This window comes from Azoarcus sp. KH32C (genome assembly GCF_000349945.1).
In the GTDB taxonomy this organism is placed as follows: Bacteria; Pseudomonadota; Gammaproteobacteria; order Burkholderiales; family Rhodocyclaceae; genus Aromatoleum.
Window position 1 is genome coordinate 3,685,275 of record NC_020516.1, and the last position, 24,059, is coordinate 3,709,333.

The window sequence follows — 24,059 nt, forward strand, 5'->3', positions numbered from 1 at the left end:
GCTGCATCGCGATACACGCGAGCATGAAAATTCGCACGCCCGAGTAACAATTTTCCCCACCTACGGGAAGCCGGCGAACCGATACCCGCCAGTCGTGGTCTAGACTGCAGCAAACCGGGAGCGAGGAGCTAGCCATGACTACCGTCGGTCAGTTCCAGGTCGAGTACACCCGATTTCTCGACCCTCAAGGCGAGGCGACGCAGGCCCTACCGGACTTCGCGCTGGACCCCGCAAACCTGATCCCGCTCTACCGGGCGATGCAACTCACGCGCGTCTTCGACACCAAGGCGATCGCGATGCAGCGCACCGGCAAGATCGGAACCTTCGCCTCCGCCCTCGGGCAGGAGGCGATCGGCGTCGGCACGGCGAGCGCGATGCGCCCCGAAGACGTCCTCGTCCCCTCCTACCGCGACCACGCGGCGCAGTTCGTCCGCGGCGTCACGATGACCGAAAGCCTGCTCTACTGGGGCGGCGACGAGACCGGCAGCAACTTCGCCGTGCCGCGCCTGGACTTCCCGATCTGCGTGCCGATCGCAACCCAGGTCTGCCATGCGGCGGGCGTCGCCTACGCCTTCAAGCTGCGCAAGGAAGCCCGCGTCGCGGCCTGTTTCCTCGGCGACGGCGCGACCTCGAAGGGCGACTTCTACGAGGGGCTCAACCTCGCCGCGGTGTGGAAGGCGCCGCTGGTCGTCGTCGTGAACAACAACCAGTGGGCGATCTCGGTGCCGCGCACGCTGCAGACCGTCACCCCGACGCTTGCGCAGAAGGCCATCGCGGCCGGCGTCGAAGGCTGGCAGGTCGACGGCAACGACATCATCGCGATGTACGACGCCGCACGCCGCGCAATCGACAAGGCCCGCAGCGGCGGAGGGCCGACGCTGATCGAGGCGTTGAGCTACCGCCTCGGCGACCACACCACCGCCGACGACGCGAGCCGCTACCGCGATGCGGCGACCGTCGAGGAACAATGGACCAACGAGCCGATCCGCCGCCTGCGCAACTACCTCGTCCGCATCAAGGCCTGGGGCCCGCAGCAGGAAGAACAGCTGCTGAAGGAATGCGGCGACGCGGTCGCGAAGGCCGTCGACGACTACCTCGCGGCGCCACCGCCCACGACCGACGACATGTTCCGCAACCTGTACGCGACCCTGCCTGCGGCGATGCAGTCGCAACTCGACGACGCGCTCCATGCGGCAGCGGAAGGAGGCGATCATGTCTGAGCTCAACCTCGTCGAAGCGCTCAATCACGCAATGGCCTACGAGCTGGAGCATGACCCCTCGGTCGTGCTGCTGGGCGAAGATATCGGGGTCAACGGTGGCGTGTTCCGCGCAACAGTCGGCCTACAGCAACGCTTCGGCACCGAGCGCGTGATCGACACCTCGCTCGCCGAAACCGCGATCGCCGGCACCGCGATCGGCATGGCGGCGATGGGGCTGAAACCTGTCGCGGAGATCCAGTTCTCGGGCTTCATCTACCCGACCGTCGACCACATCATCAACCACGCGGGACGCCTGCGTAACCGCACGCGCGGGCGGCTGACCTGCCCCATGGTTCTGCGCGCACCCTCCGGTGCCGGCATCCACGCCCCCGAGCATCACTCCGAAAGCCCCGAGGCGATGTTCGCGCACATGCCGGGCCTGCGCGTCGTGATGCCTTCGTCGCCGTCGCGCGCCTACGGCCTGCTGCTCGCCGCGATCCGCGATCCCGACCCGGTGATCTTCCTCGAACCGACGCGCCTCTACCGCCTCTACAAGCAGGAGGTCGCCGACGACGGCGAAGCGCTGCCGCTGGACGTCTGCTTCACGCTGCGCGCGGGGACCGACGTGACGCTCGTGAGCTGGGGCGCGATGGTGCATGAGACGCTCGCCGCCGCCGACGCACTCGAGCAGGAAGGCATCTCCGCCGAAGTGATCGACATCGCCACACTCAAGCCGCTCGACATGACGACGATCCTTGATTCGGTGAGCCGCACGGGCCGCTGCGTGATCGTTCAGGAGGCGCCGCGCACCGCCGGCTTTGGCGCCGAAGTCGCCGCGAACCTCGCCGAACACGGGCTCTATTCGCTCCTCGCGCCGGTGCAGCGCGTCACCGGCTACGATGTCGTCGTGCCGCTCTCGCGCCTCGAACATCAGTACATGCCGAGCGTCGCCCGCATCGTCGCCGGCGTCAGGAAAACGATGGAGGCCGCATGAAAATCTTCAAACTGCCCGATCTGGGCGAAGGTCTGCAGGAAGCGGAAGTCGTCGAGTGGCACGTCAAGGTCGGCGACGAGATCAAGGCCGATCAGCCGCTGATCTCGGTCGAAACCGCCAAGGCGATCGTCGAGATCCCCTCGCCTCAGGCGGGTCGCATCGAGAAGCTCTTCGCCGACGTCGGTCAGCTCGTCCATGTCGGCGCACCGCTGGTCGGCTTCGAAGGCGCGGCCGATGCCGATGCCGGCACCGTGGTCGGCGCGATGCAGGTCGGCCATCAGGTGAAGCAGGAGGCGCCGGCGGCAGTGGGAGCGCGCGGTGCGACGATCAAGGCGACGCCGGCCGTACGCGCAATGGCCCAGAAGCTCAACGTCGAACTCGCGATGGTCACCCCTTCCGGGCCGGACGGCGTCATCACCGCAGGGGACGTGCAACGCGTCGCGAAGATCCTCTCCGAGCTCGGCCCGCCCGAGATCCTGCGCGGCGTGCGGCGCGCGATGGCGCAGAACATGGCCCTCGCCCAGGACGAAGTCGCGGCAGCGACCGTCATCGACGACGCGGACATCGACGCGTGGAAGAAGGGCGAGGACATCACGATCCGCCTCGTGCGTGCGCTCGTCGCCGGCTGCCGCGCCGAGCCCGGGCTCAACGCCTGGTACGAAGGCCACACGATGGCGCGCCGGGTGCTGACGAAGATCGACGTCGGCATCGCGGTCGACCTTCCCGACGGGCTCTTCGTGCCGGTACTGCGCGACGTCGCGAATCGTGATGCGGCCGACCTGCGCCGCGGCCTCGACAACATGCGCGCCGCGATCGCCTCCCGCAAGATGCCGCCCGAGGAGCTGCGCGGCAACACGATCACGCTGTCGAACTTCGGCATGCTCGGCGCGAAATACGCCGCGCCGATCGTCATGCCGCCGACGGTCGCGATCCTCGGCGCCGGGCGCGTGCACGATCAGGTGATAGCCATCGACCGCAAGCCCGTCGTCCATCGCGTGCTGCCACTGAGCCTGACCTTCGACCACCGCGTCGTCACCGGCGGGGAGGCGGCGAGGTTCCTCGCGGCGGTGATCGCGGATCTGAGCCGATCCGACTAGTGTCGACTCCCTGCCCCGACGGCCGTCCCGATTCGCGGACGGCCGTTTTGCATCCGGCGAGCGGACGGCTTTCTGGCGTCCGGCGACGCATGGGGAAGACTGTCCGGGCGAAACTGCTGCGGAACGACGACGGACGCCCTTCGTGGCGGGTCCGCCCGATGCGCTGGTCAGCGCCCCAAAGCCTCGAGCCTTTCGCCGAGCACGTTAGCATAATCTGGATATTCGTGGATGTCGTCGTGCGTCGCGCCGTCGATTACCAGCAGCTGCGCCGGGGAGCGTATAAGGGAGCGCAAGCGCTCCGCGTGTGCGAGCGGCGTGAGCGTGTCGCGCGTGCCGTGGATCAGCAACACAGGACTCCTGACATCGCCGATCAGCGCGTCGCTGCGTAACGGATATTTCAGCAGCCAGGTCGGCGCGAGCGGCTCGTGCAACCGCGCGAGATCGAGAAGGCTCGTAAACGGCGTCACCAGCACCAGCAGCGCCGGATTCACGTCACGCGCGAGCCGTGTCGCGAGCGCAGTTCCCAACGAGCGGCCGAGGATCACGACCGGTTTGCCGGCATAGGCCGGCGCAATGCGATCCCATGCGGCACGCACGTCTGCGTGTAGTTGCGCCTCGCTCGTGATCGTCCCGCGGCTCTTGCCGAAGCCCCGGTAATCGATCATGAAGAGGTCGTAATTGATACGGCGGTAGAAATCAATGTGCGTCGTCCAGGTCGCCAGATTGCCGCTGTTGCCGTGCAGATAGAACACCAGCCCTCGCGGCGCAGGCTGGCGGAAATGGAGTGCATCGATCTCGCCGCCCGGCACGGCGATCCGTACTTCGTCGACGCGCTGTTCGCGCGGATCGAACGCGAAGCGGAAATCCGCAGGCAGCGGCTCCGGATGAAAGATCAAGCTTTCCTGACCGACATAGAAGTATGCGAGCAAGGCACCGTGGGCAATGCCAATCGCCGCCAGCACGCCGAGCGCGCGGCGGCGGGTCAGGATGCGCGGACGAGACGCCGCCGGCAGAGGCGATCTGCCGGTAGCTAAGGCCCCTGCGGGCGCAGCTGGATCGTCGCGCGGCTCAGGCACCAAAACTCAGCGCCTTTGCAGGCTCCGCCTGCGCCAGCACATCGGACAGTGCTGTCCAGTGCATCGTCTCGTCCGCCGCAAGCCGCGCCGCAAACACGAGCACCTCGGCCTGGTTCTTCAGTGTGTCGGCCTTGAGCGCCTTTGCAGGCAGCTGGAGGACCAAACGGAGGGCGAAGAGGTCGTCAGAGATTTTCATGGCTGGGCTCCAATTATCGCGCAGCAGTGAATTCTCACAACTATGCCATTGCGCTAACATGTCATCGTATTGCGCGACTGCGCACGACCTGAAAGTCCACAACCGAGGGGCTCAATGCGATGCCACGGACCGACTTCCCGCTCGAAAAAAACGACGACACGCGCCCCCACATGCGAATTCCTCAGGCGCCCTCCTCGACCTTGTCCCGTGTCGGCGGCAATTCCGTCTTGGCACCCCATGCGAAAGTAATCAACTTCTGATGCTGCACTTTTCTCCTATGGAAGACCGACCGACGTCCATCCCCTCTTCAGAAAGTGTCCGGCAAGCCGCGGAGGACGCGTTTGCCTCCGGGCTCTATTGCGCCGAGAGCGTGCTGTCCGCATTGGCAGCCGCCCAAGGCGTGAAGTCCGAACTCCTGCCCAAGGTCGCGACGGCGTTTTGCAGTGGCATGGCCCGTAGTTGCGGCCCGTGCGGAGCGCTCACCGGCGCGCTGATGGGAGTCGGTCTTGCGTTGGGCCGTGACGACAGCTCGAAATCGGTCCAATCCGCTTACGCCGTGACACAGGAGCTCATCCGGGCCTTCGAGCATGAGTTCGGCGCCCGGAACTGCGACGAACTGCTCGGCTGCGACCTCGGGACGGCCGAAGGCCAGACGAAATTCAAGGACGAACGGCTGTACGAGCGCTGCCGCCTTTATACGGGGCGAACAGCCGAAATGGCGGCACAGTTGCTCGCTCCCGCACTCTCGTGATCCAGCAATCACGCCGCGGCCATCACCATCCAAGACACGCCGAACTTGTCGGCGACCATGCCGAAGCTGGGCGACCAGAAGGTCTTCGTGAGCGGCATCTGGACTTGACCGCCCTGGCTTAGCTCGGCGAAGACGCGTTCGGCCTCGGCGGCACTCGCGACCGCGGCAGCGAGCGAGAAGCCCTGGAAAGCTGGCTGACCGGTGCAGCGGCCGTCGGAGGCCATGACTTCCGTGTCACCAATGCGCAGGTTGGCGTGCATGATCTTGTCCTCGGTACCCGGCGGCATCGTGCCGGGCGGAGGCGGTTCAGGGCTTTCGCGGTTGCGCATCATCATCGTGACCTCCGCACCGAGCACCTTGCGGTAGAACTCGAGCGCCTCTTCGCAGCGACCGTCGAAGAACAGGTAGGGCTGGACTTTCATGGTTCGACTCCTCTCTCTGTGGGCGGGCGACCGGAAGCCGGTTTGCCGCGTGAGCTACCGTTATAGCAGCGGCAACGATGAGCTAAGCCACGCATCCGCAGGTCCAAAGAATTCTTACCACCTCGTGTAAGAAATCGCCGCCCTCCTCCGACCAAATCACCAGGAAGCCACTTTGCGGGCTGTTGAGAAGGAGGGATGGACATGGAAAACGCGCGAAGTCGTGCAAGCCCTGTCCCGCCAGGTTTGCGCTTGAACGGGACGTCCGCCGAGGAGCCAACCGTGAACGCTGAACAGCAATCGAAATGGGTGCGGGTTCATCCGCTGGTGGTGCGCATCACGCACTGGATCAACGCCATCGCGATACTCGTGATGGTGACGAGCGGATGGCGCATCTACGACGCCTCGCCGATCTTTCCCTTCCGCATTCCGTCAGGCATCACGCTCGGAGGCTGGCTGGGCGGGGCGCTGCAATGGCACTTTGCGGGGATGTGGCTGCTGGCGATCAACGGGCTCGTGTATCTCGCCTACGGCATCTTCTCGGGCCACTTCCATCGGAAGTTCTGGCCGATCTCGCCCGCTGCGGTAATCGCCGACGTGCTGGCGGCGCTGCGCGGCAAGCTGTCTCACGACGACCTTTCCGTCTACAACGCGGCCCAGCGTGCCGCATATGCGACGCTGATCATCGCGATCGTCGTGCTCGTGCTGTCGGGCCTCGCAATCTGGAAGCCCGTTCAGCTGCAGAGCCTGGCTGCGCTGATGGGCGGCTATGAGGGGGCGCGCATCGTGCATTTCGCCGCGATGGCGCTCACCGTCCTCGTCGTCATCGTGCATGTCGTGATGGTGGCGTTGGTGCCGCGCACCTTGCACGCGATGATCACCGGAAACGTTCGGAGGGTCCGCACATGAAACCGCGCAACGCCCTGGGCCAGGCGCTGGCCGCCATCCCCAAACGCGAGATCGAGAGCATCGAACGCCGTCTCTTCCTGCGCCACGGCCTGTCGCTGGGTGCGCTGGCGATGCTCACCGGCTGCAATATCACCGACCAGGAAAGCGTCGAGCAGGCGCTGATGGCGATGTCGCGCTGGAACGACCGCGTGCAGGGCTGGCTTTTTGACCCGACGCGACTCGCGCCGGAATACCCGGAGTCGGCGATCACCGTGCCCTTCCCGTTCAACGCTTACTACGGCGAGGACGAGGCGCCCGAGGTCGATGGCGAGGACTACCGGCTGGAGCTCGGCGGTCTGATCCGCGAGCGCAAGCCGTGGAGCCTGCCCGAGCTGTACGCGCTGCCGCAGGTATCGCAGGTCACGCGCCACATATGCGTCGAAGGCTGGAGCGCGATCGGCAAGTGGAGCGGCACGCCCTTCCGCAGCTTCCTCGAACGGGTCGGCGCCGACACCACGGCGAAGTTCGTCGGCTTCAAGTGCGACGACGACTACTACTCGAGCATCGACATGCCGACGGCACTGCATCCGCAGACAATCCTCGCCTTCCGCTATGCCGACCAGATCCTGCCGAAAAAGTACGGTTTCCCGATGAAGCTGCGGGTACCGACCAAGCTCGGCTTCAAGAACCCGAAACACATCCGGGCGATCTTCGTCACCAACGAATACCCGGGTGGCTATTGGGAGGACCAGGGCTATAACTGGTTCAGTGGGTCCTGAGCACTTTACAATCCAACCGCCAATCCGGAGACGACCATGAAAAAAATCATCACCACCACCATCGCCGCGCTCATGTGCCTCGGGCTCTCCAGCGCCTACGCCGCCGATGAAATGATGAAGAAGGACGACATGTCCAAGGACGGCGCGATGATGAAGCGCGACGACATGGCGAAGGATGCGATGAAGAAGCCCGCCAAGAAGACCATGGCGAAGAAGGATGAGATGAAGAAGGATGGCATGGGCAAGGATCAAATGATGAAGGACGAAATGAAGAAGGACGCAATGGGCAAGGACCAGATGTCGAAGTAAGCGGGTGGCCGGCGCGCCCTCCGCGCGCCGGCCCGACCACCTCCGGAACGGAAGATGATGCGCGCGCGAACATCCGCCCTGATCGTCGCCCTCCTCGTGGCATGTCAGACCGGCATCGTCCATGCGGGAGACCTGTCTCCAGCCGAACCGGTGCATGAGCTCAGGAAGAAGAAAATGAAGACGGATGAGCCGATGGAAACCGGCATGATGAAGAAGGGCATGACGAAAGGCGACGTCAAGAAGGCCGCCGACGAGAAAGCCCGCGAACTGCAGCCGATGATGGAGCAGGAAGAGAAGACGATGCCGGCCGGCCCCGAGAAGCGGTAGGCGCCGCGCCTCGCGCACCTGCCGCCGGGAGGAAGCGATGAACACGACCACCACGGAAAGAACGGCCTTCGTGCTCGCCGGCGGCGGCAGCTTCGGTTCGATCCAGGTCGGCATGCTGCGCGCACTCGTCGCGCACGGCGTCATGGCCGATCTGGTGGTGGGCACCTCGGTCGGCGCGATCAACGGCGCCTATTTCGCCGGAGACCCGACCGCAACGGGCGTCGCGCGGCTCGAAGCGCTGTGGCGCCGTCTCAGGCGTCGCGACGTGTTCCCGCTCTCCCTGCCCCGGCTGGGCGCCTTCTTCTCGCGCTCCCCGGCGCTGGGCGATCCGAGCGGACTGCGACGCATCATCGAACGGGAACTGCCATACCGCGACCTCGAATCGGCGGCGATCCCGATCCACATCTGCGCGGCCGAGTTGCTGAGCGGCGGCTCCGTGTGTCTATCGAGCGGACCCGCTGTCGACGCGATCCTCGCGAGCTCTGCCGTGCCGGCCGTGTTCCCGCCGGTGAGCATCGACGGCGTCATGCTCATCGACGGCGCGATCGCCAGCAACACGCCGATCACGATGGCGATCGAACTCGGCGCGACGCGCCTGATCGTACTGCCGACAGGTTTCGCCTGCGCGCTTGAAACCCCGCCGACGAGCACCATCGCCAGCGCCTTGCACGCCCTCAACCTGCTGATCGCCCACCAGATGGTGCGCGACCTCGCCCATGTCGCCGGCCGCGCGAACGTCGTCACCGTACCGCCGCTATGCCCGCTCGCGGTCTCCCCCTACGATTTCTCGCGTGCTGACGAGCTCATCGAGCGCGCAGCGAAGACCACGACCGTTTGGCTCGAAAGCGGCGGGCTCGACGAACACGCGATCCCACACGCATTGCTGCCGCACGATTGATTGATGGCGCCGTTCTCGCCACCGCGCGATGACCAGCGGCTGATCGCGTCTCACGCGCCGACGTCCAGAACCCCCTCAATCAAGTACAATTGCATATTGTAATGAAAAATGAGTAGCCCAACAGGCACTTCCGGTGCGCGAACGGTCACTCAGATGTAGCTTTTAAGCTACAAACTCGACTATGATTGAACTCCTGCGGTACCAGCGCGAAGACGGGCGAGAACCGTTTACAGAATGGCTTAGCGCGATACGTGACAAGACTGCTCAAGCTCGGATCCGCATTCGCCTCCGCCAGCTACAGGCCGGAAATTTCGGTGATTGCGAGCCGGTGGGCGAAGGCGTCATCGAACTTCGCATCCATGTAGGCGCCGGATACCGCGTGTATTGCAGCCGCCACGGCAAGGCTGTACTCCTGCTATGCGGCGGCGACAAGCATTCACAGGCCGCGGACATCAAGCAGGCCAGGAAGATGTGGGTGGAATGGAAACGGAGGCAGACATGAGCAAATTGAAAGGCGTCGTATCGCATCATGAAGCCGAACTCGCGGAGCTGCGTGCCGACCGTGAACTGGCCATCGAATATCTCAAGGCAGCCATGGAATCGCTCGACGATCCGGACAACCGCGCCGCAGGATTGCTGGCGCTGCGCACCGTCGCGGAGGCCTATGGAGGGCTGGGCGCGGTCGCCGAACAGGCGGGCATCAGCCGCGAATCGCTGTATCGTGCCCTCTCCCCAAAAGGGAACCCCACGCTCAGAACCCTGCTGGCCGTGCTGAAAACCGTAGGCCTGCGCCTGTCCGTCGAGCCGGAAAACCACGCGCACGCGTGACCCGCACGACAAGCTATGTTCCGCAAACTCCGCATCGCCATCCTGCTCATGATTCTCGCCACCGTCGGCCTCGAAGGCTGGCGGTCGACATCGCGGCTGACCTCGTGGGAGCAAACGGTCCACGTCGCGATCTACCCGATTGCGGGCGACGATTCGCCGAATACGGCGCGCTTTATCGCTGACCTGGAGCGCGAGCAGTTCGCGGACATCGGCGATTGGCTGCAGGAGCAGAGCCGGGAATACGGGCGGACGGTGCTGCAGCCGGTGTCGCTGCAGGTTGCACCGGCGGTGAATGAGCGGCCGCCGACGGCGCCACCCCGGGCCGGCATGATGGATGCGATCCTATGGAGCCTGAAGCTGCGCTGGTGGGCGTCGCAGCACGATGCGATCGGCGGGCCGAAGCCCGACGTTCGGCTCTTCGTGCTGTTCCATGACGCCGGACGAAATGCAGTGCTCCCGCATTCGACCGGGCTCGAAAAGGGACGGATCGGCGTGATCCACGCCTTCGCCAACCGCCTGCAACGGCGGCAGAACGCCGTCGTGATCGCCCACGAATTGCTGCACACCTTCGGCGCGACGGACAAGTACGACCTCGCCTCCTTGCAGCCGATCTTTCCGCAAGGCTATGCGGAACCGAACCGTGACCCGCGCCTGCCGCAACGCTTCGCGGAGATCATGGGAGGCCGTACGCCGATCGACGCAGGACACGCCGAGATGCCCGACGGCCTGGCCGATACCGTGATCGGCCAGGAGACGGCGCAGGAAATCGGCCTGTTGCGACCGGCGCGCTGAAGCCGGCCGCAACATCCCGGGTCAATCCGGCACGAAGACTTCGTTACCGGTGACGGTGATGCGGTCGGAGGCGGCAGGCGTGGCGCTGATCGGCGGCACGTTCGTCGCAGTGAGCGGTGCCGCGGCACCCGGCGTGCCCGTACGCGGCGTTGTGCGCACGACCTGCGACGGCGGCAACGGGCTGTGCGACGCCAGGTGGCCGTACATCAGGTCGAGCGCGCGGCGGAAGTACACGTGCAGCGGGACGAAACGCGTATCGTAGCCGGCGAGCAACGCGTTGCCGATGAAGGCGTCGAAGTGCTGCGCGTTCGTGACCTCGATATAGCGCAGGCGGCTGCGGGCGCCCTCCTCGGCGCGGTTCATGCCCAGGTAGGGCCGCGACGTGAAGCCCACCGGCACGAGCGCGTCGGAGCGGCCATGGACGATGATCGCGGGCTTGCCGTTGAGATCGGCCCGCACGCGTACGGCTTCGACGTTTTCATGGACCCGCTGCGCTTCGACGCTGTTGTCCGTCCACAACGAACGCAGGCACAGCGCGCCATCGACGTTGAAGTCGAACTTGCCGGTGGAAGGCGAGATCGATGCCCCGTCGCGCCGCGGTCCGCCGACCGATGCATCGTTGATGATCTGCAGGCCGGATGCGGGCGGAATGCCGTTGCCGGTGCCGAAGCTCGTCGCCGCCAGCGCAGGGAGCCACGGGGCGGGAACGCCCGAACTGTCGACCGCGGCAAAACTGAAGTTGCAGGCCCGCTCCTCGACGCCGAAGCGGCCGTAGGTATTGGCGTAGGTCACTGCAATCGGCGGCACCGCGAACGCGTAATGCGAGGCCGCGAGCGGAGTCGATTCGGGCTCCCAGCCATAGGCGAGCAATGCATCGAGCGCGCTGTCGCCCTGTTCGGCCGGCGTCGCCCCGCTGATCAGCCCATGGGCCACCAGGGCTTCGCAGCGGTTCGTCGCCAGCGCCGCCGGGACGAAGGCCGCGCCGGGGGAGCCGGCCGCGCGCGGCGACAAGGTTGCGCAGGGCTGCAGCAGGTTGGCGTAGGTCGTGTAGTCGTAGAGCGTGCGGCCGCTGCCGGTGCGGATCTGGCTGCCGCGGCGGACAACGAGATGGTTGTTCTCGCGCAGCTGGATTTGCGGTTCGCCGACCGCGACGCCGTCGATCAGGTCTTCGTCATCCTGCTCGGCCGCGGCCAGCGCGGCACCGGCGCCATTGGACACACTGGCCGCGATCACGACGGTTTTCTGCTTGACGATCGTGCGCACCACGCCCTGCGGGGTATGAACGCCATACTTTTCGTTGAGCACGTAGAAGGCGAAACGCACCGCATCGAGCGTGTCGCGCCCCCAGTCGGCCTCCGGATTCAGCTTGGAATGCGCGTGCTTGACGGCGACGCGGTTGGGCCACGCGGCGAGGAAGGCGGCGCGCTCGGACTCGGATAGATCGGCGGTGAAGTGGGACGCGTCGCCCGCGGTCGCGGCGTCGGCGCGCGTACCGTCGATCAGGCCGACGGTATTCGTCGCGAGGTCGTGCATGCCGTTGCCGGTGCCCTTGTCGGCGTAGGCGACGGCGCAGCCTTTCTGCAGGCCCCACTCGCCCGAGGTTCCGATCGCGCCGTAGATGCCGCGCGAGCCGCTGGAAGTGGCGGTGACGATGCAGGGCTTCTTCGGGTTGAAGTGGGCCGGCACCTGCACCATCAGCGTGACGTTGCCGCGCTCCCCGCCGTGGTTCGCATAGGCGAGATATTCGCTGCCGGCGATCTTGCCGTCGCCGGAGCTGCTGACGACACCCGTCGCACTGACGCTCGTGAGCGGCCCGAACAGGGTCCCGTAGCCACCGTTCGGCGAGGTGTCGATCAGTGCGCGGTAATTGTTGTAGATCGCCAGTCGACGCAGTTCATCGGCCGTCGGCACCGCGGACACAACCGGTGCGGTTCCCGACTGGATGCCGGCGCGGCCGAGCCCCGCCGTGAGGAGATCGTCGGATATGCCGTCCGTGTCGCGTGAGATGACGTCGCCCAGAAACGCCGGCTTCTGGTTGAAGCCGAATCCGCTTCCGGAAAAAGCAAGGGCCGGCATCGCTGCCAGGGCCAGTACGATCGGGGTGACGCTGCGCATGCTGGGGTACATGGGGCTCCTCCATTATTGATCTTGCTTGCGCCCGCCAGCATGGAGAAAGCACATCGTCTTATGCCGTCCGCGCGCAAGTCTACGTTATTGGCAGCGGACGGCCCGGCCGAAATGAGGGTTTACCCTCATTTCGGCCAAATTGGTCACGCCGGGAATCACGCGCGGATTCAAGCCCTGAGACCGACCTCCCTCGCGCGTCCCTCCTGTGCGTCCCAGTGGGCCTTGATCTCGAGAATCTCGGGCATGGCCCCCTTGAACGCACTCACCAGGCGCGCTTCCAGATGGCTGCCGGCGGACTCGTCGAGCTGGTCGATCACGCGCTCCAGCGGCCACGCCTCCTTGTAGGGGCGCCGCGTCGTGAGCGCGTCGAAGACATCCGCAATGGCGACAATGCGCGCGGACTCGGGAATCTCCTCCCCGACCAGTCCGTCCGGATAGCCGGTGCCGTCCCATCGTTCGTGGTGATACAGGGACACTTTGGCTGCCAACTGAAACAGGGGCGCGTCCCCACGACACAGGATGTCGTAGCCAATGCGGGAATGCGTCTTCATGACGGTCCATTCGTCCGCATCGAGCTTGGCCGGCTTCTTGAGGATCGCGTCGGGGATGCCGATCTTGCCCGTGTCGTGCATCGGGGCCGCGAGCTCCAGCAGGCCGGCGTCTTCGGCCTCCCATCCGACGATCTCGGCCAGCCGGCGACAGTACGCGGCCATGCGCCAGACGTGCATGCCCGTATCGGTATCGTTGTAGTGGCCGGCCTCGCCGAGCATGTGGATGGCGGCACGGTGACTGGCCGCCAGCTCGGCGGCGTTCACGAGCGAGAGATGCGTGCGTACGCGGGCCCGGACGACGGGAGGAGAAATCGGCTTGGTGATGTAATCCACTCCGCCGACGTCGAATCCGGTCTGCTCGTCGACCGCCTCGGTGAGACTGGTGACGAAGATGATCGGGATGCGGCTGGTCGCCGGATCGGCCTTGAGGTGGCGGGCGACATCGAAACCGTTCATGTCCGGCATGACCACGTCGAGCAGGATCAACGACGGCTGGTGCTTTGCCGTCGCCCGGATGGCCTCGGCGCCGCTGCGCGCATAGACCAGGCGGTAGTCCTGCTCCAGGACTGCTCGCAGCAAACCAAGGTTGAGGGGATCGTCATCGACGCAAAGAATCGGATGGTGGTACATGGCTCACTCCTCTTCCGTCATTCCGTGCGACTCGGAGAAGGCTTGGATGAGCGCTTCGGCCCCACGGAAGTCGAAAGCGTTGATGCATTGCCGCAACTGCTGCATGAAATCGGCGGGGATGAAGGTCGACAAGGTGGGCAGCAAGGGTTCGATGCGTCCCGGATCGTCGCTGTCCAACGCCGCACGCACGCGTTCGAGGATTGCGCGCGCCTCGGCAGGGTTCGCGCCGGCGGCAGGCGCGTGGGCACCAGGCGTGGCGGCTTCGATTGCCTCGCCGAGATAGTCCTCGATCGCCGCAGCCGTCCGTTTCAGCGCGGACATCAGTTCTGCGATCGGGCCGGCGTCGTCGCGGCCCTCACGCAATTGTTCTTCGACGGCGCCGGCGAGTTCCGCCGCCTGCAACAGCGCGAGAGCGCCGGCGCTGCCGCGCAGCCGGTGCGCGAGGAAGGCCGCTTGCGAGGTGTCGCCGGCCTGGATGGCCTCGACAATCCGCTGCCCCTCTTCGACGAAGTCCATCGACCGCAGCCGATCGCGATACACGGCCTCGTCCCGCCAGTTGCGCAGCCCGGCCTGCACGTCGAGCAGGGCCTGCGATGCGGCGGCGTCCCGCGCCGCGCCCGGCGCCGCCGATTCACCGCCTCCCGTGTAGCGCTGAACGGTCGCGATGAGCTCGTCGACGTCGAAAGGCTTGGCCACGAAGTCGTTCATCCCCGACTCGATGGCCGCCAGCTGCTGCTTCTTGAAGGCGCCCGCGGTCAGGGCGATGACCGGCAGATGCGCGAGGCTCGGCGTGGCGCGGATCTGCCGGGTCGTCTCGTAGCCGTCCATCACCGGCATCTGCACATCCATCAACACGAGGTCGAAGCCCTCGGGATGGCTCTGCAGCATCGTCAGCGCAGTGCTTCCTTCGGGGGCGAGCTCCACCTCGGCCCCCTCGCCGACCAGGATCTGCTGCGCGACGTCGCGGTTCATCTCGTTGTCGTCGACCACCAGGATGCGCCGTCCTGCGAGGGCCTGCCCGCCCGTGCGCGGCACCTCCTGGATCGGCAGTTCGCCACGGCGGCTCTTGGCGTCGAGCAAGGCGTTGTACAGGCCGGAACACGTCACCGGCTTCGTCAGTACGGCATCCACCTGCTCGCTGCCGGGCTGCTCCCGCAGCTGTTCGCGATCCATCGCCGTGACCATGATGATGATCGGCGCGCTTCCATCTTCCCGTATGTTCCTCCGGATGGCCGTCGCCGCGGCGAGCCCGTCGACCTCGGGCATGCGCCAGTCGAGAAGCAGCACGTCGTAGGGATTGCGCCCGGCATTCGCGACCGCTGCGATCGCCTTCTTGCCGGAGTCGACCGCTTCGACGCTCCAGCCGAGACTCGCCGCCGTCGCGCTCAGCACGACCCGCGCGGTGGCGTTGTCGTCGGCGACGAGCACCCGCTGGAACATCATCGCCGGAGTCGCGTTGCCGACCGGGTCGCTGAGCTCGAGCGCGATCTCGAAGGCGAATTCGCTGCCTTTCCCCGGCTCGCTGGCGACGCTCAGTTCGCCCCCCATGAGCTCGACCAGGCGTCGGCTGATTGCGAGGCCCAGGCCCGTGCCGCCGAAGCTGCGCGAAGTCGAGCTGTCGCCCTGAGTGAAGGCATTGAAGATCGCCTGCTGCTTGTCCTTGGCGATGCCGATGCCCGTATCTCGCACGGCGAAGCGCAAGCGCACCATGCCGGTGGAGCGGTCTTCGGCGACCTGGGCGACGCTGACGACGACCTCACCCTCGTTGGTGAACTTGATCGCGTTGCCGGCCAGGTTGATCAGCACCTGTCCCAGGCGCAGCGCGTCGCCCTTCAGGAAGTTGGCCCCTTCGGGCGCCGGCCCGACAACGACTTCGACCGGCTTTTCGCCCACGGCCGAAGACATGATGCTGGCAATGTTGTCCAGCACGTCCGCCAGGCGGAAGGGGATGTGCTCGATCTCCAGGCGCTGCGCATCGATCTTCGAAAAATCGAGGATGTCGTTGATGATGCCCAGCAGCGAGCGACCCGCGATGTGGATCTTCTGCACCATGCCGCGCGCGACCGGCGTCAGCTCGTGCTTCTCGAGCAGGTAGGCGAGGCTGAGGATCGCGTTCATCGGCGTCCGGATCTCGTGGCTCATGTTGGCGACGAAGTCCGCCTTGGCGCGGTTCGCAGCCTCCGCCTCCTCGGTGCGGCTCACCAGCGCGCGGTTGGCGATCTCGAGCTGGGCGGTGCGCTCGGCCACGCGCCGCTCGAGCTGCGCATTCAGTTCGAGCACCTCCCGCTCGGCCGCGCGGCGGTCATCGACGTCGTACAGCGCGCCAATCCACTCCACGACGCGGTCCTGGTCGTCGAGGACCGGCGCATTGCGCATGATGACGATACGGTATCGCGCGCTTGCCGGGTGCCACAGCCGGGCTTCCAGCTCGAACGAGACATGCTCGTGCAGCGCGAGCGCCCAGGCGCGATCGAGGGCGGCCTGGTCCTCCGGATGGAAAGCGCGGCGCCAGCCCAGGCCCCGGTATTCGTCGCGGGACTGGCCGGTGTGGGCGGCCCATGCGGGCTGCTCGTCGATGAAGCCTCCGGAGGGCCCGCAGGTCCAGATCACCGACGACATCGCCGAGATCAGCGTGCGGTTGCGCCGCTCGCTCGCCTGCAGCGACTTCTGGATCTCGCCCCGTTCGGCGATTTCGCGTTCCAGTTCGCGCTTCGAGGATTCGATGGCATCGGTACGCTGACCGATTTCGGCCAGCATGTCGTTGAAGACGTCGACCAGGTAGCCGACCTCGTCGTCGGTGGTCTTCGTCGCCCGCAGCGCAAAGTTGCGTTGTTCCATGACTTGGCGCGCGACGTTGCTCACCGACTGGATCGGTCCCGCGATCCATCGCTGCGCGCGGGTCGAAATCGCCAGTCCCACGCCCATGCTGCCCACGATCGCGACCGCGAGGACGGTGACGAATTCCCACAGGCGCTCCGTCAGGTCGTACCGCGCGACGAGGTAGACCGTGCCGAGCACCTCCTGCTGGCTCGCGACCCGGCGCGCGAGTGTCAGCGTTCCGCCCGCCGTCTGCACCCCCTGGATGTCGAGCAAGGGCGGAAAGGGCTTCGCCTCGGCGTCCTCGCGGCGATACGTGGCAAAGACGGTGCCGCGCGAGGTATAGAGCGCCGCTGCCAGCACCTTCGGCTGGGCCGTGAGCTGGGCCAGGCTTTCCCGCGCGGCCACGGGATCGTTGAACTGCAGTGCCGCCGTGCTCGCATAGGCGAGGATGTCGGCCTGCGTGTTCAACTCGTCGAGCAAAGTCTGGCGGAAAACGAGCGATTCGTAATAGACGAGCGCGCCGCCGGCAACCAGCAGCGCACCCAGGTTGCCGATCAGCGCCATCAGCAGCAATTTGTGGCGGATCGAGCGCAGGAAGCCGGAGATCATGGCGCCCCCTTTTCGACCCGGCGGGCGACGGCGAGCAGACGCGAACTCAGCTTCAGACCGTTGCGTTCCGCCGTGCCGAGCGAAATCTCGAAACCGATGCGGTTGTCGAAGGGCACGAAATTCACGACGCTGCCGCTGTCGAGACCGCCCGGGATTTCCGTGATGGTCAGGACGGGCCGGGACTTGAGGCCACTGAGCAACTTCTTCACGGACGCCGCATCCCGCCGCGCGACGAAGAGGATGTGGGCGCGTTCCACTTCATCGCCGCCTGCCGAAGGCTCGACGACAAAGCTCCGATCGTTGGCCTTGCGGCCCGCCAGCATCGTAACGAGGATTTCCACCAAGGGATCCGAGCCCACGACAGCAATGCGGATCGGCTCGCCCGGCCCGGTGAAGGCCGAGTTCGGCCACTCGACATATTCGGCCATGCGGAACAGGTACGCGGCCTTGACCTGGTATTCGACAACGGCCGGATCGGTCGCCGCGAACGCACCGGCTGCGCACGAGAGCACAAGGCACATCACGATGCGCCGCCGCACCGCTGACGGCGAGGTGCTGCAGGGAAGGAACAAGGCTCGCGCGAACATCAGAAAGCCACCCTGACGGAGAGGAAGGCGGACCGTCTTACCGACACCACACCGGCCGACGATGCGGCGAACTCCTCGTGCCTGCGATCGAGCAGGTTCGCGACCGTCAGCGTCAGGGCGAGCGATGGAGACAGCTGCCAGCCATAACGCACATCGACGGCCGTGTATGCCGGCACCGGCGGCGTCGGCAACGCGCCCACGCGGCGCACCGCGATGTCGAGACTCCGGTCTCCTGCCAGTTGCCAGCCGGAAGTGAGCGACCACTGGACAGGCGGGTCGTCGCCCGGCGGGGTGCGCGCAACCGCGTCCCCCTCGAACCGGTCGTGCATCGCAAGGATGCCGGCGGCGAGCCGCCACTGCGGGGTGATGCGGTAGCTGCCCCAGGCTTCCACGCCGTAGACACGTCCGTCGATGTGATTGCCGAGCACAAAGATTCCGCTCGGCAAGAGGTCGAGGCTGCGCAGACGCTCGTAAGTGCTGTGGAAGAGCGTGGCCGACAGCGAGACCGCTTCGCCGAACTGGCCGCGGTAGCCGACTTCCGTCGTCCGCGCGATTTCGGACTCGAAGTCACGCCCTCCCGCGAGCAGGAAGGGAGGATTGGCCGGAAAGAAGAATTCACGGTCAATGCGCGACGGAGCCCGGACCGAGCGCGACCAGGCTGTCCACAGCAGATGATCGGGCGCCACTTTCCATGCAAGCCGCACATTCGGCATGAACTCGAGGCCGGAGAAGCTGTTGTTCCCGACGCGCCCACCCACCGTCAGTCGCAACTCCGGTGTCAGTGCGCGCTCGTGCTGCGCGAACATGTTGGCCCAATGCATACGGCGGTCCGCGGGCAGGAAGGCGAACAGCGGGCTGCGATTGTCGACACGATCGTCGGCCCAACGGTACCCGCCGCCCCAAACCGTCTTGTGGCCTCCGTCGTGGGGGATCGTATGCTGGACGTTTACGCTGCCGGTATCGAGCTGTTCCCCGAACAGCCCGGGCACGCTGCGCGATGTGTGGTCCCAGTAGGCCTGGACCATCAGTTCCGCACCATCCTCGAGAGACCGGACCCATCTCGACAGCAGGTTCGCGCCGTCGGCGCGCTGGCGCCCGGGCGCGTCCTGATCGATCGAAACGGTGTAGGCATCCCCCTGCACCGTGACGCTGTTCGAGCCCTCGGCGCGATCAGCGCGGAATCCGGCCTGCTGGCGCTGCCAGGCGTCCGACACGGCCGACCCGTCGCTACGCTCCGAGTGATCGAAGTACTGCGTCTTCGCATACACCCGGTAATGCCCGTTCTCCCCGAAATCCCCGCCGTGGCGGGCGGCGAAACCGCGTTCGAGGTTACCAGCGCCGACGGAGACGAGGTTCCCGGTCGTCTCCGCGCTGGATCGCGTGATCACGTTGATGACGCCATTGACGGCATTGGCGCCCCACAGCGTGCTCGCGGGCCCGCTGATAACCTCGATGCGGTCCACATCTTCCAGCATCACGTCCTGGACGTCCCAGAACACGCCGGAAAAGAGGGGCGTATAGACGATGCGTCCGTCGATCAATACCTGGAGTTTGTTGGCAGTGTTCGAATTGAAGCCACGCGCGGAGATGGCGTACCGGTTCGAATCGATCCGCGCCACCTGCAGGTTCGGCGCGAGCCGCAGCGCCTCGGGCAAAGTAGTCGCACCGGACCGCCGGATGGCATCGGCGGTGATCACATAGACCGACGCCGGTGCATCCTGCAGCCGCTCGGGGGCACGAGACACGGTGGTGACTTCGATGTTGCCGAGTTGCTCGAGCGTGAGGTCCGCCAGATTCGCGGCGACGAGGTCGGCCGCCTCGGAGGTACCCGAGATCAGCGCGAACAGCAGCGGTCCGATCGCAAGGCGCACGAGACCGCCTTTTCCCGGCACGCCGGCAACGATTTTCGGTATGCGCTTCCCTATCCTTGCTATCGGCATATGGCCGTCCGCACATGTCGCACCAGACGTCGCAGCCGTTCATGCTGCAGCGGCAGCGGAAGATGTCCGAGATAACGCAGCCCGAGGCGCCGGCACACGGTCTCCGCGTGAGCCGGGTCTTCGAGCGGACCATAAATCACCACGGCAGCCGGCTGCGGCTGATCGGCGATGCGACGCAGGATGTGCGTCGCCGCGCTGTCGCCTCCGTCGAGACCGCAAAACACCACGTCCGCCAGCCCCGGCAAGCGCTCCATCACCGGAGCTTCCCGTTCCGGGACCACCTGGACGTGTTCGACGCCAAGTTCGCGCAAGTGCCCGGTCAATCCGGCCACCTCGTACCCGTCGCTTTCCACAACCAGCACTCGGAGCTCATGCACGGCGCGACTCCCCCGGGGCGGTTCGTCGTCACCTGTCCGGCGCACGACGAACCGAAATCGATTGGGCTAAGAGCTGCTAACAGCGTAGGCCGGCCGTGTGACTCCCCAAATCAGGGAATCGGTAATTCCACCTCAGGAAATCCCTTACAACTAAAGACCTATGACACCGGTACGGATGGCATACCGCACGAGGGAAGGAACATCGTGCAGCTTGAGCCGCTCCATGATCTGCGCGCGATAGGTTTCGACCGTCTTCGCGCTGAGATCCAGCTCGAAGGCGATCTCCTTCACGCTGGCGCCTTCGGCCAGGCGCTTGAGCACCTCCCGTTGGCGGGGAGTCAGCAAGGCCTCCGCCCCCTCGGGCGGCAGTTGCCCGGGTCGGCCCTGGGTCGCCGACGAGACGGCGGCAGAAAGCCAGACGTTGCCGTTGGCCACCGTCCTGACCGCGAGTTCGAGTTCGGCCGGGGCGGCATCCTTCAACAGATAGCCGTGCGCCCCCAGGCTCAGCGCACGCGCAACGTGCTCGCTGTTGGCATGCATCGACAGCATCAGCACGCGCGTGTCGGGCAATTCCGCCCGGATCAGCTCCAGACAATCGAGCCCGGAGAGCCCCGGCATCTGGATGTCCATGATGACCAGGTCCGGCTTCAGCCTGCGGGCCTGTTCCATCGCCTCGATACCATTGCAGGCCGAGGCGACGACCTCATAACCCTCGATCTCGCCGATCAGCATCGCCAGCCCCGCCGACAGCAGCTGGTGATCGTCTGCGATTTGGACGCGTACCGTCACGTCAGGACTCCTGGGCATGCAAACCGGTCGGGATGGATGCGGAAATCCGGCACCCTTTGCCCGGCATCGAGACGACCTCGAAGCTGCCGCCCAAACCGCAGACCCGTTCCTGCATGCCGAGCAGCCCGAGGCGGTCGCTGCGGGCCGGCGGGCGCAGGCCCGCGGCCGTGTCGAAGCCGATCCCGTCGTCGGCGATGCTGAGGTCGATCAGCTCCGGCCCGAGCCTCACTTCGACGTCCACCCGCGTCGCACTCGCGTGCCGAAGCACGTTGGTAACGGATTCCTGCACGATGCGGAAACAGGCGAGCTCGATTTCCGGCGGCAGACGGGTGGCTCCGAGATCCTCCGACAAGGTCGGGGCGAGAAAGGAGGTCTGGCGGACCCGCTCCAGGTGCCAGCGCAGCGCCGCCGCGAGCCCCAGGTCGTCCAGCTGCGGCGGCCGTAGCTGATGCACGATGTCGCGCACGCCCTGCATGATGCTGTCGGCGATCTGCAGCGCGTTGTTGAGAGGAATCCGGACCTCCGGGGCAGTGCACTTGCGCCGCACCATTTCCAGGTTGAGGCACAGCGCGGCGAGCATCTGGCCGATGTCGTCATGCAGTTCCTGGCTCAGGCGCCGGCGCTCCTGCTCCACCTTGCGGCGCTCCGCTTCCGACAACCGGCGCAGTGCCGCGGCCAGCTCCTCGGTGCGGGCCTGCAGGGCCCGGTTCTTATCCTGCAGCTCCGTCGTCCTGACCGCCAGCAGTTCCGAGAGCCGTTCGTTTCGATGGAGCATCGCCTGCTGCACTCGCCGGCGTTCGCTCGCGTCCGTGATCGAGACCACGACGCATTGCCCCTCCCCGGTCGGCATCGGCCCCAGCCCCACCTCGACCGGAAACTCGCTGCCGTTCTTGCGCAGGCCGCGAAGGTCGCGGTTGTTCCCCATCATGCGCGGCGCGGGTTCGTCCGTGAATGCGGCCCGCAACGTGACGTGTCCCCGACGGTAGCGCTCGGGCATCAGGGTCTCGATGGGCATGCCCGCGAATTCGTCCGCGGAATATCCGAAGATCTCGGAGGCATGCGCATTCGCGCTCAAAATTCGGCCATCGGGACCGATCACCAGGATCGCTTCCGGGGCGGTCTCGATGATTCTGGCGGCAAGCGTAGAGAGCTGTCTTGTCATCGATGCAATACCAATGACGTCCACTGAATGGCACAGCGATACGGCATCGCTGGGGCGGGGGATTCCTGATCTTTGTAGCATACTATAAAGATCCCAGTAGCAATCCGCCCTCCCCGGACGGACTCCGGCGACGAAATCTTCGAATGGTCCCTCGTCAACGACCACGTGGGCCGAAACGTTTAGTTGCGTATCCGTGACCCGCTCGAGCCTCCCCATGAGGAATCCCTGCAAGAACCATCATCGCCGCGAGACCATCGCATGCTCGACGTAGTCACGCAGCCCACCACCGAGGAAGCGCTGCCGGCAGTCGCACCGGCACGCATCAGGCGCCTTGCCTTTGCGCTGCTGATCGCACTGGGCTTGTTTGCGCTCCTCGCATTCCGTCAGTACGGAATCAGCAACGACGAAGAGGTTCAACACACCTATGGTCGGATGCTGCTCGATTTCTATATCTCGGGCTTCGCAGACCACAGCGCGTTCGCCTACAAGAATCTGTACCTATACGGCGGTCTCTTCGACCTGATCGCGGCGACACTCGAACGTGTCGTTCCGATGAACGTCTGGGACCTTCGCCACCTGCTGTCGGCCGCCTTCGGCCTGCTCGGCCTCGCCGGCACCTGGCTGCTCGCGCGCCGGCTGATGGGCGAGGCGGCCGGCCTGGCCGCCCTCGCGCTACTGGCCCTCACCGGTGCCTGGACGGGCGCGATGTTCACCCACACCAAGGACGTGCCGTTCGCGGCCATGATGATTTGGGCGCTGTATTTCACGACCCGCTTTGCGGCACGACTGCCGCAAGTGCGGGCGCGGGACGTGGCGGGACTCGGGCTGGCGATCGGCTGTGCGTTCGGCCTGCGGGTGGGCGCGGTGTTCGCCGTCCTCTACCTCGGCGTCGCCGTTACGGCCGCTGCGTGGATGTGCGGTCACGACCTCGCGTCACGTAGCGCCGTGTTGGGCCGCGCAGCGCTCGGACTCGTTCCGGCGGGCCTGCTCGCCGCGGCCCTGACGATCCTGTTCTGGCCATGGGTGGTCATGGCGCCGGACAACCTCATCCTCGCGATGCGCACCTTTTCGCACTTCGCCTTCAACCTCGACACGATCCTCGACGGCGTCGTGATGAAGATCGGTGCCGTGCCCGGCACCTATCTGCTCGACTATCTCCTCGTACGCTTGCCCGAGCTTTTCCTGCTCGGCATCGTGCTGGCGCTCGTCGTCGGCGTTCGCGCGCTGCCTTCGCTATTCGCCGGGCATCGGGAACGTGTGGAGGCGCTCCCGTGGCTACCGGTCGTACTCGCTACGGCGGTCCCGCTCGGCTACGCGCTGATCGCGGCGCCGCCGCTCTACAACGGCATCCGCCACTTCACCTTCCTCTTGCCGCCCCTGGCGGTCATTGCCGCAGCGGGGCTGCAGGCGGCATGGCGAATCAGCCAGCGCTGGCCGGGAGCGAACGCGGTCGCGCTCGGAGCCTGTCTGCTGCTGGCTTTCGTTCATCTCGCCACGCTCATCGACCTGCATCCCTACGAATACCTCGCATACAACGACCTGATCGGCGGTCTGCGCGGCGCCGAAGGGCGCTGGGAGGAGGACTATTGGGCAAGCAGCCTGCGGGAAGCGACGGGTCTGCTGAATGCCTACGTCCATGGCGCCGGCCCGTTGCCGCACCCCTACACCGTGGCGGCCTGCGCCGAACCGGTGCAGGCCGCGGCCTGGTTGGCGCCTGGGCTGACGATGACGACAGACTGGCTTGCCGCGGACTTCTTCGTTTCGCCGACGCAGATGAACTGCCACCTCGCCGTGACCGGGCGCATCGTCGCGGAAGTGGTTCGAGACGGAGTGACGATCGCGGTGGTACGCGACCGCCGGGGAGTCAACAGCGCACAACCGAATCTGAAGCCCTCGGGTCCCGGTTAGAGGGAC

Annotated in this window: 24 protein-coding genes; 13 read left to right on the forward strand and 11 right to left on the reverse strand. The window is 65.9% G+C overall.

The annotated features are described in order from the left end of the window. Positions 1 to 134: 134 nt before the first annotated feature. From pdhA to AZKH_RS16340, 3 genes are read left to right on the forward strand one after another with little or no spacing between them, the layout of a single operon-like run. Positions 135 to 1,220: a pyruvate dehydrogenase (acetyl-transferring) E1 component subunit alpha gene (pdhA, locus tag AZKH_RS16330; RefSeq protein WP_015436894.1), complete on the forward strand. Its 1,086-nt coding sequence runs from the start codon at positions 135 to 137 to the stop codon at positions 1,218 to 1,220. Beyond that, positions 1,213 to 2,193, forward strand: coding sequence for an alpha-ketoacid dehydrogenase subunit beta (locus AZKH_RS16335; protein WP_041656290.1), 981 nt, complete (start codon positions 1,213 to 1,215; stop codon positions 2,191 to 2,193). The genes pdhA and AZKH_RS16335 overlap by 8 nt, the downstream gene beginning before the upstream one ends. Beyond that, positions 2,190 to 3,290, forward strand: coding sequence for a dihydrolipoamide acetyltransferase family protein (locus AZKH_RS16340; RefSeq protein ID WP_015436896.1), 1,101 nt, complete (start codon positions 2,190 to 2,192; stop codon positions 3,288 to 3,290). Before AZKH_RS16335 ends, AZKH_RS16340 begins: the two co-directional genes overlap by 4 nt. Before the next feature lie 167 nt (positions 3,291 to 3,457). Here AZKH_RS16340 and AZKH_RS16345 read toward each other — a convergent pair whose 3' ends face one another. Both AZKH_RS16345 and AZKH_RS16350 read right to left on the reverse strand, forming a co-directional pair. Continuing rightward, entirely contained in the window at positions 3,458 to 4,252 is a 795-nt protein-coding gene (locus AZKH_RS16345; RefSeq protein WP_197538727.1) for an alpha/beta hydrolase, read from the reverse strand. A gap of 106 nt (positions 4,253 to 4,358) precedes the next feature. Further along, entirely contained in the window at positions 4,359 to 4,562 is a 204-nt protein-coding gene (locus tag AZKH_RS16350) for a hypothetical protein (RefSeq protein WP_015436898.1), read from the reverse strand. Positions 4,563 to 4,839: 277 nt separating this feature from the next. Between AZKH_RS16350 and AZKH_RS16355 the strand changes: the two genes are divergently transcribed. Continuing rightward, a complete protein-coding gene (locus tag AZKH_RS16355) occupies positions 4,840 to 5,313 on the forward strand; it encodes a C-GCAxxG-C-C family protein (RefSeq protein ID WP_015436899.1) in 474 nt (157 codons plus the stop codon). Positions 5,314 to 5,321: 8 nt separating this feature from the next. Here the strand turns inward: AZKH_RS16355 and AZKH_RS16360 are convergent, their stop codons facing one another. Further along, positions 5,322 to 5,735: a VOC family protein gene (locus AZKH_RS16360; protein WP_015436900.1), complete on the reverse strand. Its 414-nt coding sequence runs from the start codon at positions 5,733 to 5,735 to the stop codon at positions 5,322 to 5,324. 279 nt (positions 5,736 to 6,014) lie between these two features. On the opposite strand from AZKH_RS16360, the gene AZKH_RS16365 reads away from it, so the two are divergent. From AZKH_RS16365 to AZKH_RS16400, 8 genes are all read left to right on the forward strand, one after another. Beyond that, positions 6,015 to 6,641, forward strand: coding sequence for a cytochrome b/b6 domain-containing protein (locus AZKH_RS16365; RefSeq protein ID WP_015436901.1), 627 nt, complete (start codon positions 6,015 to 6,017; stop codon positions 6,639 to 6,641). Continuing rightward, complete coding sequence (locus AZKH_RS16370) at positions 6,638 to 7,399, forward strand: molybdopterin-dependent oxidoreductase (protein ID WP_015436902.1); 762 nt, start codon at positions 6,638 to 6,640, stop codon at positions 7,397 to 7,399. Before AZKH_RS16365 ends, AZKH_RS16370 begins: the two co-directional genes overlap by 4 nt. 36 nt (positions 7,400 to 7,435) lie before the next feature. Next, on the forward strand, positions 7,436 to 7,708 hold the full coding sequence (locus tag AZKH_RS16375) for a pentapeptide MXKDX repeat protein (RefSeq protein WP_041656292.1): 273 nt from the start codon (positions 7,436 to 7,438) through the stop codon (positions 7,706 to 7,708). Positions 7,709 to 7,762: 54 nt separating this feature from the next. Then, positions 7,763 to 8,035: a hypothetical protein gene (locus AZKH_RS16380; protein WP_015436903.1), complete on the forward strand. Its 273-nt coding sequence runs from the start codon at positions 7,763 to 7,765 to the stop codon at positions 8,033 to 8,035. Between the two features lie 37 nt (positions 8,036 to 8,072). Further along, complete coding sequence (locus AZKH_RS16385; RefSeq protein WP_015436904.1) at positions 8,073 to 8,933, forward strand: patatin-like phospholipase family protein; 861 nt, start codon at positions 8,073 to 8,075, stop codon at positions 8,931 to 8,933. Positions 8,934 to 9,114: 181 nt separating this feature from the next. Further along, positions 9,115 to 9,435 (forward strand): type II toxin-antitoxin system RelE/ParE family toxin, encoded by a 321-nt coding sequence (locus AZKH_RS26965; protein ID WP_015436905.1) that lies wholly within the window; start codon positions 9,115 to 9,117, stop codon positions 9,433 to 9,435. Then, positions 9,432 to 9,761, forward strand: coding sequence for an addiction module antidote protein (locus AZKH_RS16395; RefSeq protein ID WP_041656293.1), 330 nt, complete (start codon positions 9,432 to 9,434; stop codon positions 9,759 to 9,761). Before AZKH_RS26965 ends, AZKH_RS16395 begins: the two co-directional genes overlap by 4 nt. A 15-nt stretch (positions 9,762 to 9,776) precedes the next feature. Beyond that, entirely contained in the window at positions 9,777 to 10,553 is a 777-nt protein-coding gene (locus AZKH_RS16400) for a hypothetical protein (protein WP_015436907.1), read from the forward strand. Positions 10,554 to 10,574: 21 nt separating this feature from the next. Here AZKH_RS16400 and AZKH_RS16405 read toward each other — a convergent pair whose 3' ends face one another. From AZKH_RS16405 to AZKH_RS16440, 8 genes are all read right to left on the reverse strand, one after another. After that, entirely contained in the window at positions 10,575 to 12,680 is a 2,106-nt protein-coding gene (locus AZKH_RS16405; protein ID WP_156822120.1) for a D-(-)-3-hydroxybutyrate oligomer hydrolase, read from the reverse strand. Between the two features lie 167 nt (positions 12,681 to 12,847). Beyond that, positions 12,848 to 13,861, reverse strand: a complete 1,014-nt coding sequence (locus tag AZKH_RS16410) for an HD domain-containing phosphohydrolase (RefSeq protein WP_015436909.1) — start codon at positions 13,859 to 13,861, stop codon at positions 12,848 to 12,850. 3 nt (positions 13,862 to 13,864) lie between these two features. Further along, positions 13,865 to 17,290 (reverse strand): response regulator, encoded by a 3,426-nt coding sequence (locus AZKH_RS26380; RefSeq protein ID WP_015436910.1) that lies wholly within the window; start codon positions 17,288 to 17,290, stop codon positions 13,865 to 13,867. Then, positions 17,287 to 17,877, reverse strand: coding sequence for a YfiR family protein (locus tag AZKH_RS16420; protein WP_015436911.1), 591 nt, complete (start codon positions 17,875 to 17,877; stop codon positions 17,287 to 17,289). The genes AZKH_RS26380 and AZKH_RS16420 overlap by 4 nt, the downstream gene beginning before the upstream one ends. After that, positions 17,877 to 19,748 carry a TonB-dependent siderophore receptor gene (locus tag AZKH_RS16425; protein WP_172642472.1) on the reverse strand — a complete coding sequence of 624 codons (1,872 nt, stop codon included), beginning with the start codon at positions 19,746 to 19,748 and terminating at the stop codon, positions 17,877 to 17,879. Before AZKH_RS16425 ends, AZKH_RS16420 begins: the two co-directional genes overlap by 1 nt. A 59-nt stretch (positions 19,749 to 19,807) precedes the next feature. Further along, complete coding sequence (locus tag AZKH_RS16430) at positions 19,808 to 20,194, reverse strand: hypothetical protein (protein ID WP_015436913.1); 387 nt, start codon at positions 20,192 to 20,194, stop codon at positions 19,808 to 19,810. 150 nt (positions 20,195 to 20,344) lie between these two features. After that, positions 20,345 to 20,983 (reverse strand): response regulator transcription factor, encoded by a 639-nt coding sequence (locus AZKH_RS16435; protein WP_197538729.1) that lies wholly within the window; start codon positions 20,981 to 20,983, stop codon positions 20,345 to 20,347. Position 20,984: 1 nt separating this feature from the next. After that, positions 20,985 to 22,361, reverse strand: a complete 1,377-nt coding sequence (locus tag AZKH_RS16440; protein ID WP_083903097.1) for a PAS domain-containing sensor histidine kinase — start codon at positions 22,359 to 22,361, stop codon at positions 20,985 to 20,987. A gap of 42 nt (positions 22,362 to 22,403) precedes the next feature. On the opposite strand from AZKH_RS16440, the gene AZKH_RS16445 reads away from it, so the two are divergent. Then, on the forward strand, positions 22,404 to 24,053 hold the full coding sequence (locus tag AZKH_RS16445; protein WP_015436916.1) for a glycosyltransferase family 39 protein: 1,650 nt from the start codon (positions 22,404 to 22,406) through the stop codon (positions 24,051 to 24,053). Positions 24,054 to 24,059 lie beyond the last annotated feature (6 nt).

Excerpts from the sequence above, each read along its gene's own strand:
- pdhA (WP_015436894.1), top strand. The coding sequence starts at position 135 with ATGACTACCGTCGGTCAGTTCCAGGTCGAGTACACCCGATTTCTCGAC.
- AZKH_RS16335 (WP_041656290.1), top strand. The coding sequence starts at position 1,213 with ATGTCTGAGCTCAACCTCGTCGAAGCGCTCAATCACGCAATGGCCTAC.
- AZKH_RS16340 (WP_015436896.1), top strand. The coding sequence starts at position 2,190 with ATGAAAATCTTCAAACTGCCCGATCTGGGCGAAGGTCTGCAGGAAGCG.
- AZKH_RS16350 (WP_015436898.1), bottom strand. The coding sequence starts at position 4,562 with ATGAAAATCTCTGACGACCTCTTCGCCCTCCGTTTGGTCCTCCAGCTG.
- AZKH_RS16355 (WP_015436899.1), top strand. The coding sequence starts at position 4,840 with ATGGAAGACCGACCGACGTCCATCCCCTCTTCAGAAAGTGTCCGGCAA.
- AZKH_RS16360 (WP_015436900.1), bottom strand. The coding sequence starts at position 5,735 with ATGAAAGTCCAGCCCTACCTGTTCTTCGACGGTCGCTGCGAAGAGGCG.
- AZKH_RS16370 (WP_015436902.1), top strand. The coding sequence starts at position 6,638 with ATGAAACCGCGCAACGCCCTGGGCCAGGCGCTGGCCGCCATCCCCAAA.
- AZKH_RS16375 (WP_041656292.1), top strand. The coding sequence starts at position 7,436 with ATGAAAAAAATCATCACCACCACCATCGCCGCGCTCATGTGCCTCGGG.
- AZKH_RS16380 (WP_015436903.1), top strand. The coding sequence starts at position 7,763 with ATGATGCGCGCGCGAACATCCGCCCTGATCGTCGCCCTCCTCGTGGCA.
- AZKH_RS16385 (WP_015436904.1), top strand. The coding sequence starts at position 8,073 with ATGAACACGACCACCACGGAAAGAACGGCCTTCGTGCTCGCCGGCGGC.
- AZKH_RS26965 (WP_015436905.1), top strand. The coding sequence starts at position 9,115 with ATGATTGAACTCCTGCGGTACCAGCGCGAAGACGGGCGAGAACCGTTT.
- AZKH_RS16395 (WP_041656293.1), top strand. The coding sequence starts at position 9,432 with ATGAGCAAATTGAAAGGCGTCGTATCGCATCATGAAGCCGAACTCGCG.
- AZKH_RS16400 (WP_015436907.1), top strand. The coding sequence starts at position 9,777 with ATGTTCCGCAAACTCCGCATCGCCATCCTGCTCATGATTCTCGCCACC.
- AZKH_RS16405 (WP_156822120.1), bottom strand. The coding sequence starts at position 12,680 with ATGTACCCCAGCATGCGCAGCGTCACCCCGATCGTACTGGCCCTGGCA.
- AZKH_RS16410 (WP_015436909.1), bottom strand. The coding sequence starts at position 13,861 with ATGTACCACCATCCGATTCTTTGCGTCGATGACGATCCCCTCAACCTT.
- AZKH_RS26380 (WP_015436910.1), bottom strand. The coding sequence starts at position 17,290 with ATGATCTCCGGCTTCCTGCGCTCGATCCGCCACAAATTGCTGCTGATG.
- AZKH_RS16420 (WP_015436911.1), bottom strand. The coding sequence starts at position 17,877 with ATGTTCGCGCGAGCCTTGTTCCTTCCCTGCAGCACCTCGCCGTCAGCG.
- AZKH_RS16440 (WP_083903097.1), bottom strand. The coding sequence starts at position 22,361 with ATGGGGAGGCTCGAGCGGGTCACGGATACGCAACTAAACGTTTCGGCC.
- AZKH_RS16445 (WP_015436916.1), top strand. The coding sequence starts at position 22,404 with ATGCTCGACGTAGTCACGCAGCCCACCACCGAGGAAGCGCTGCCGGCA.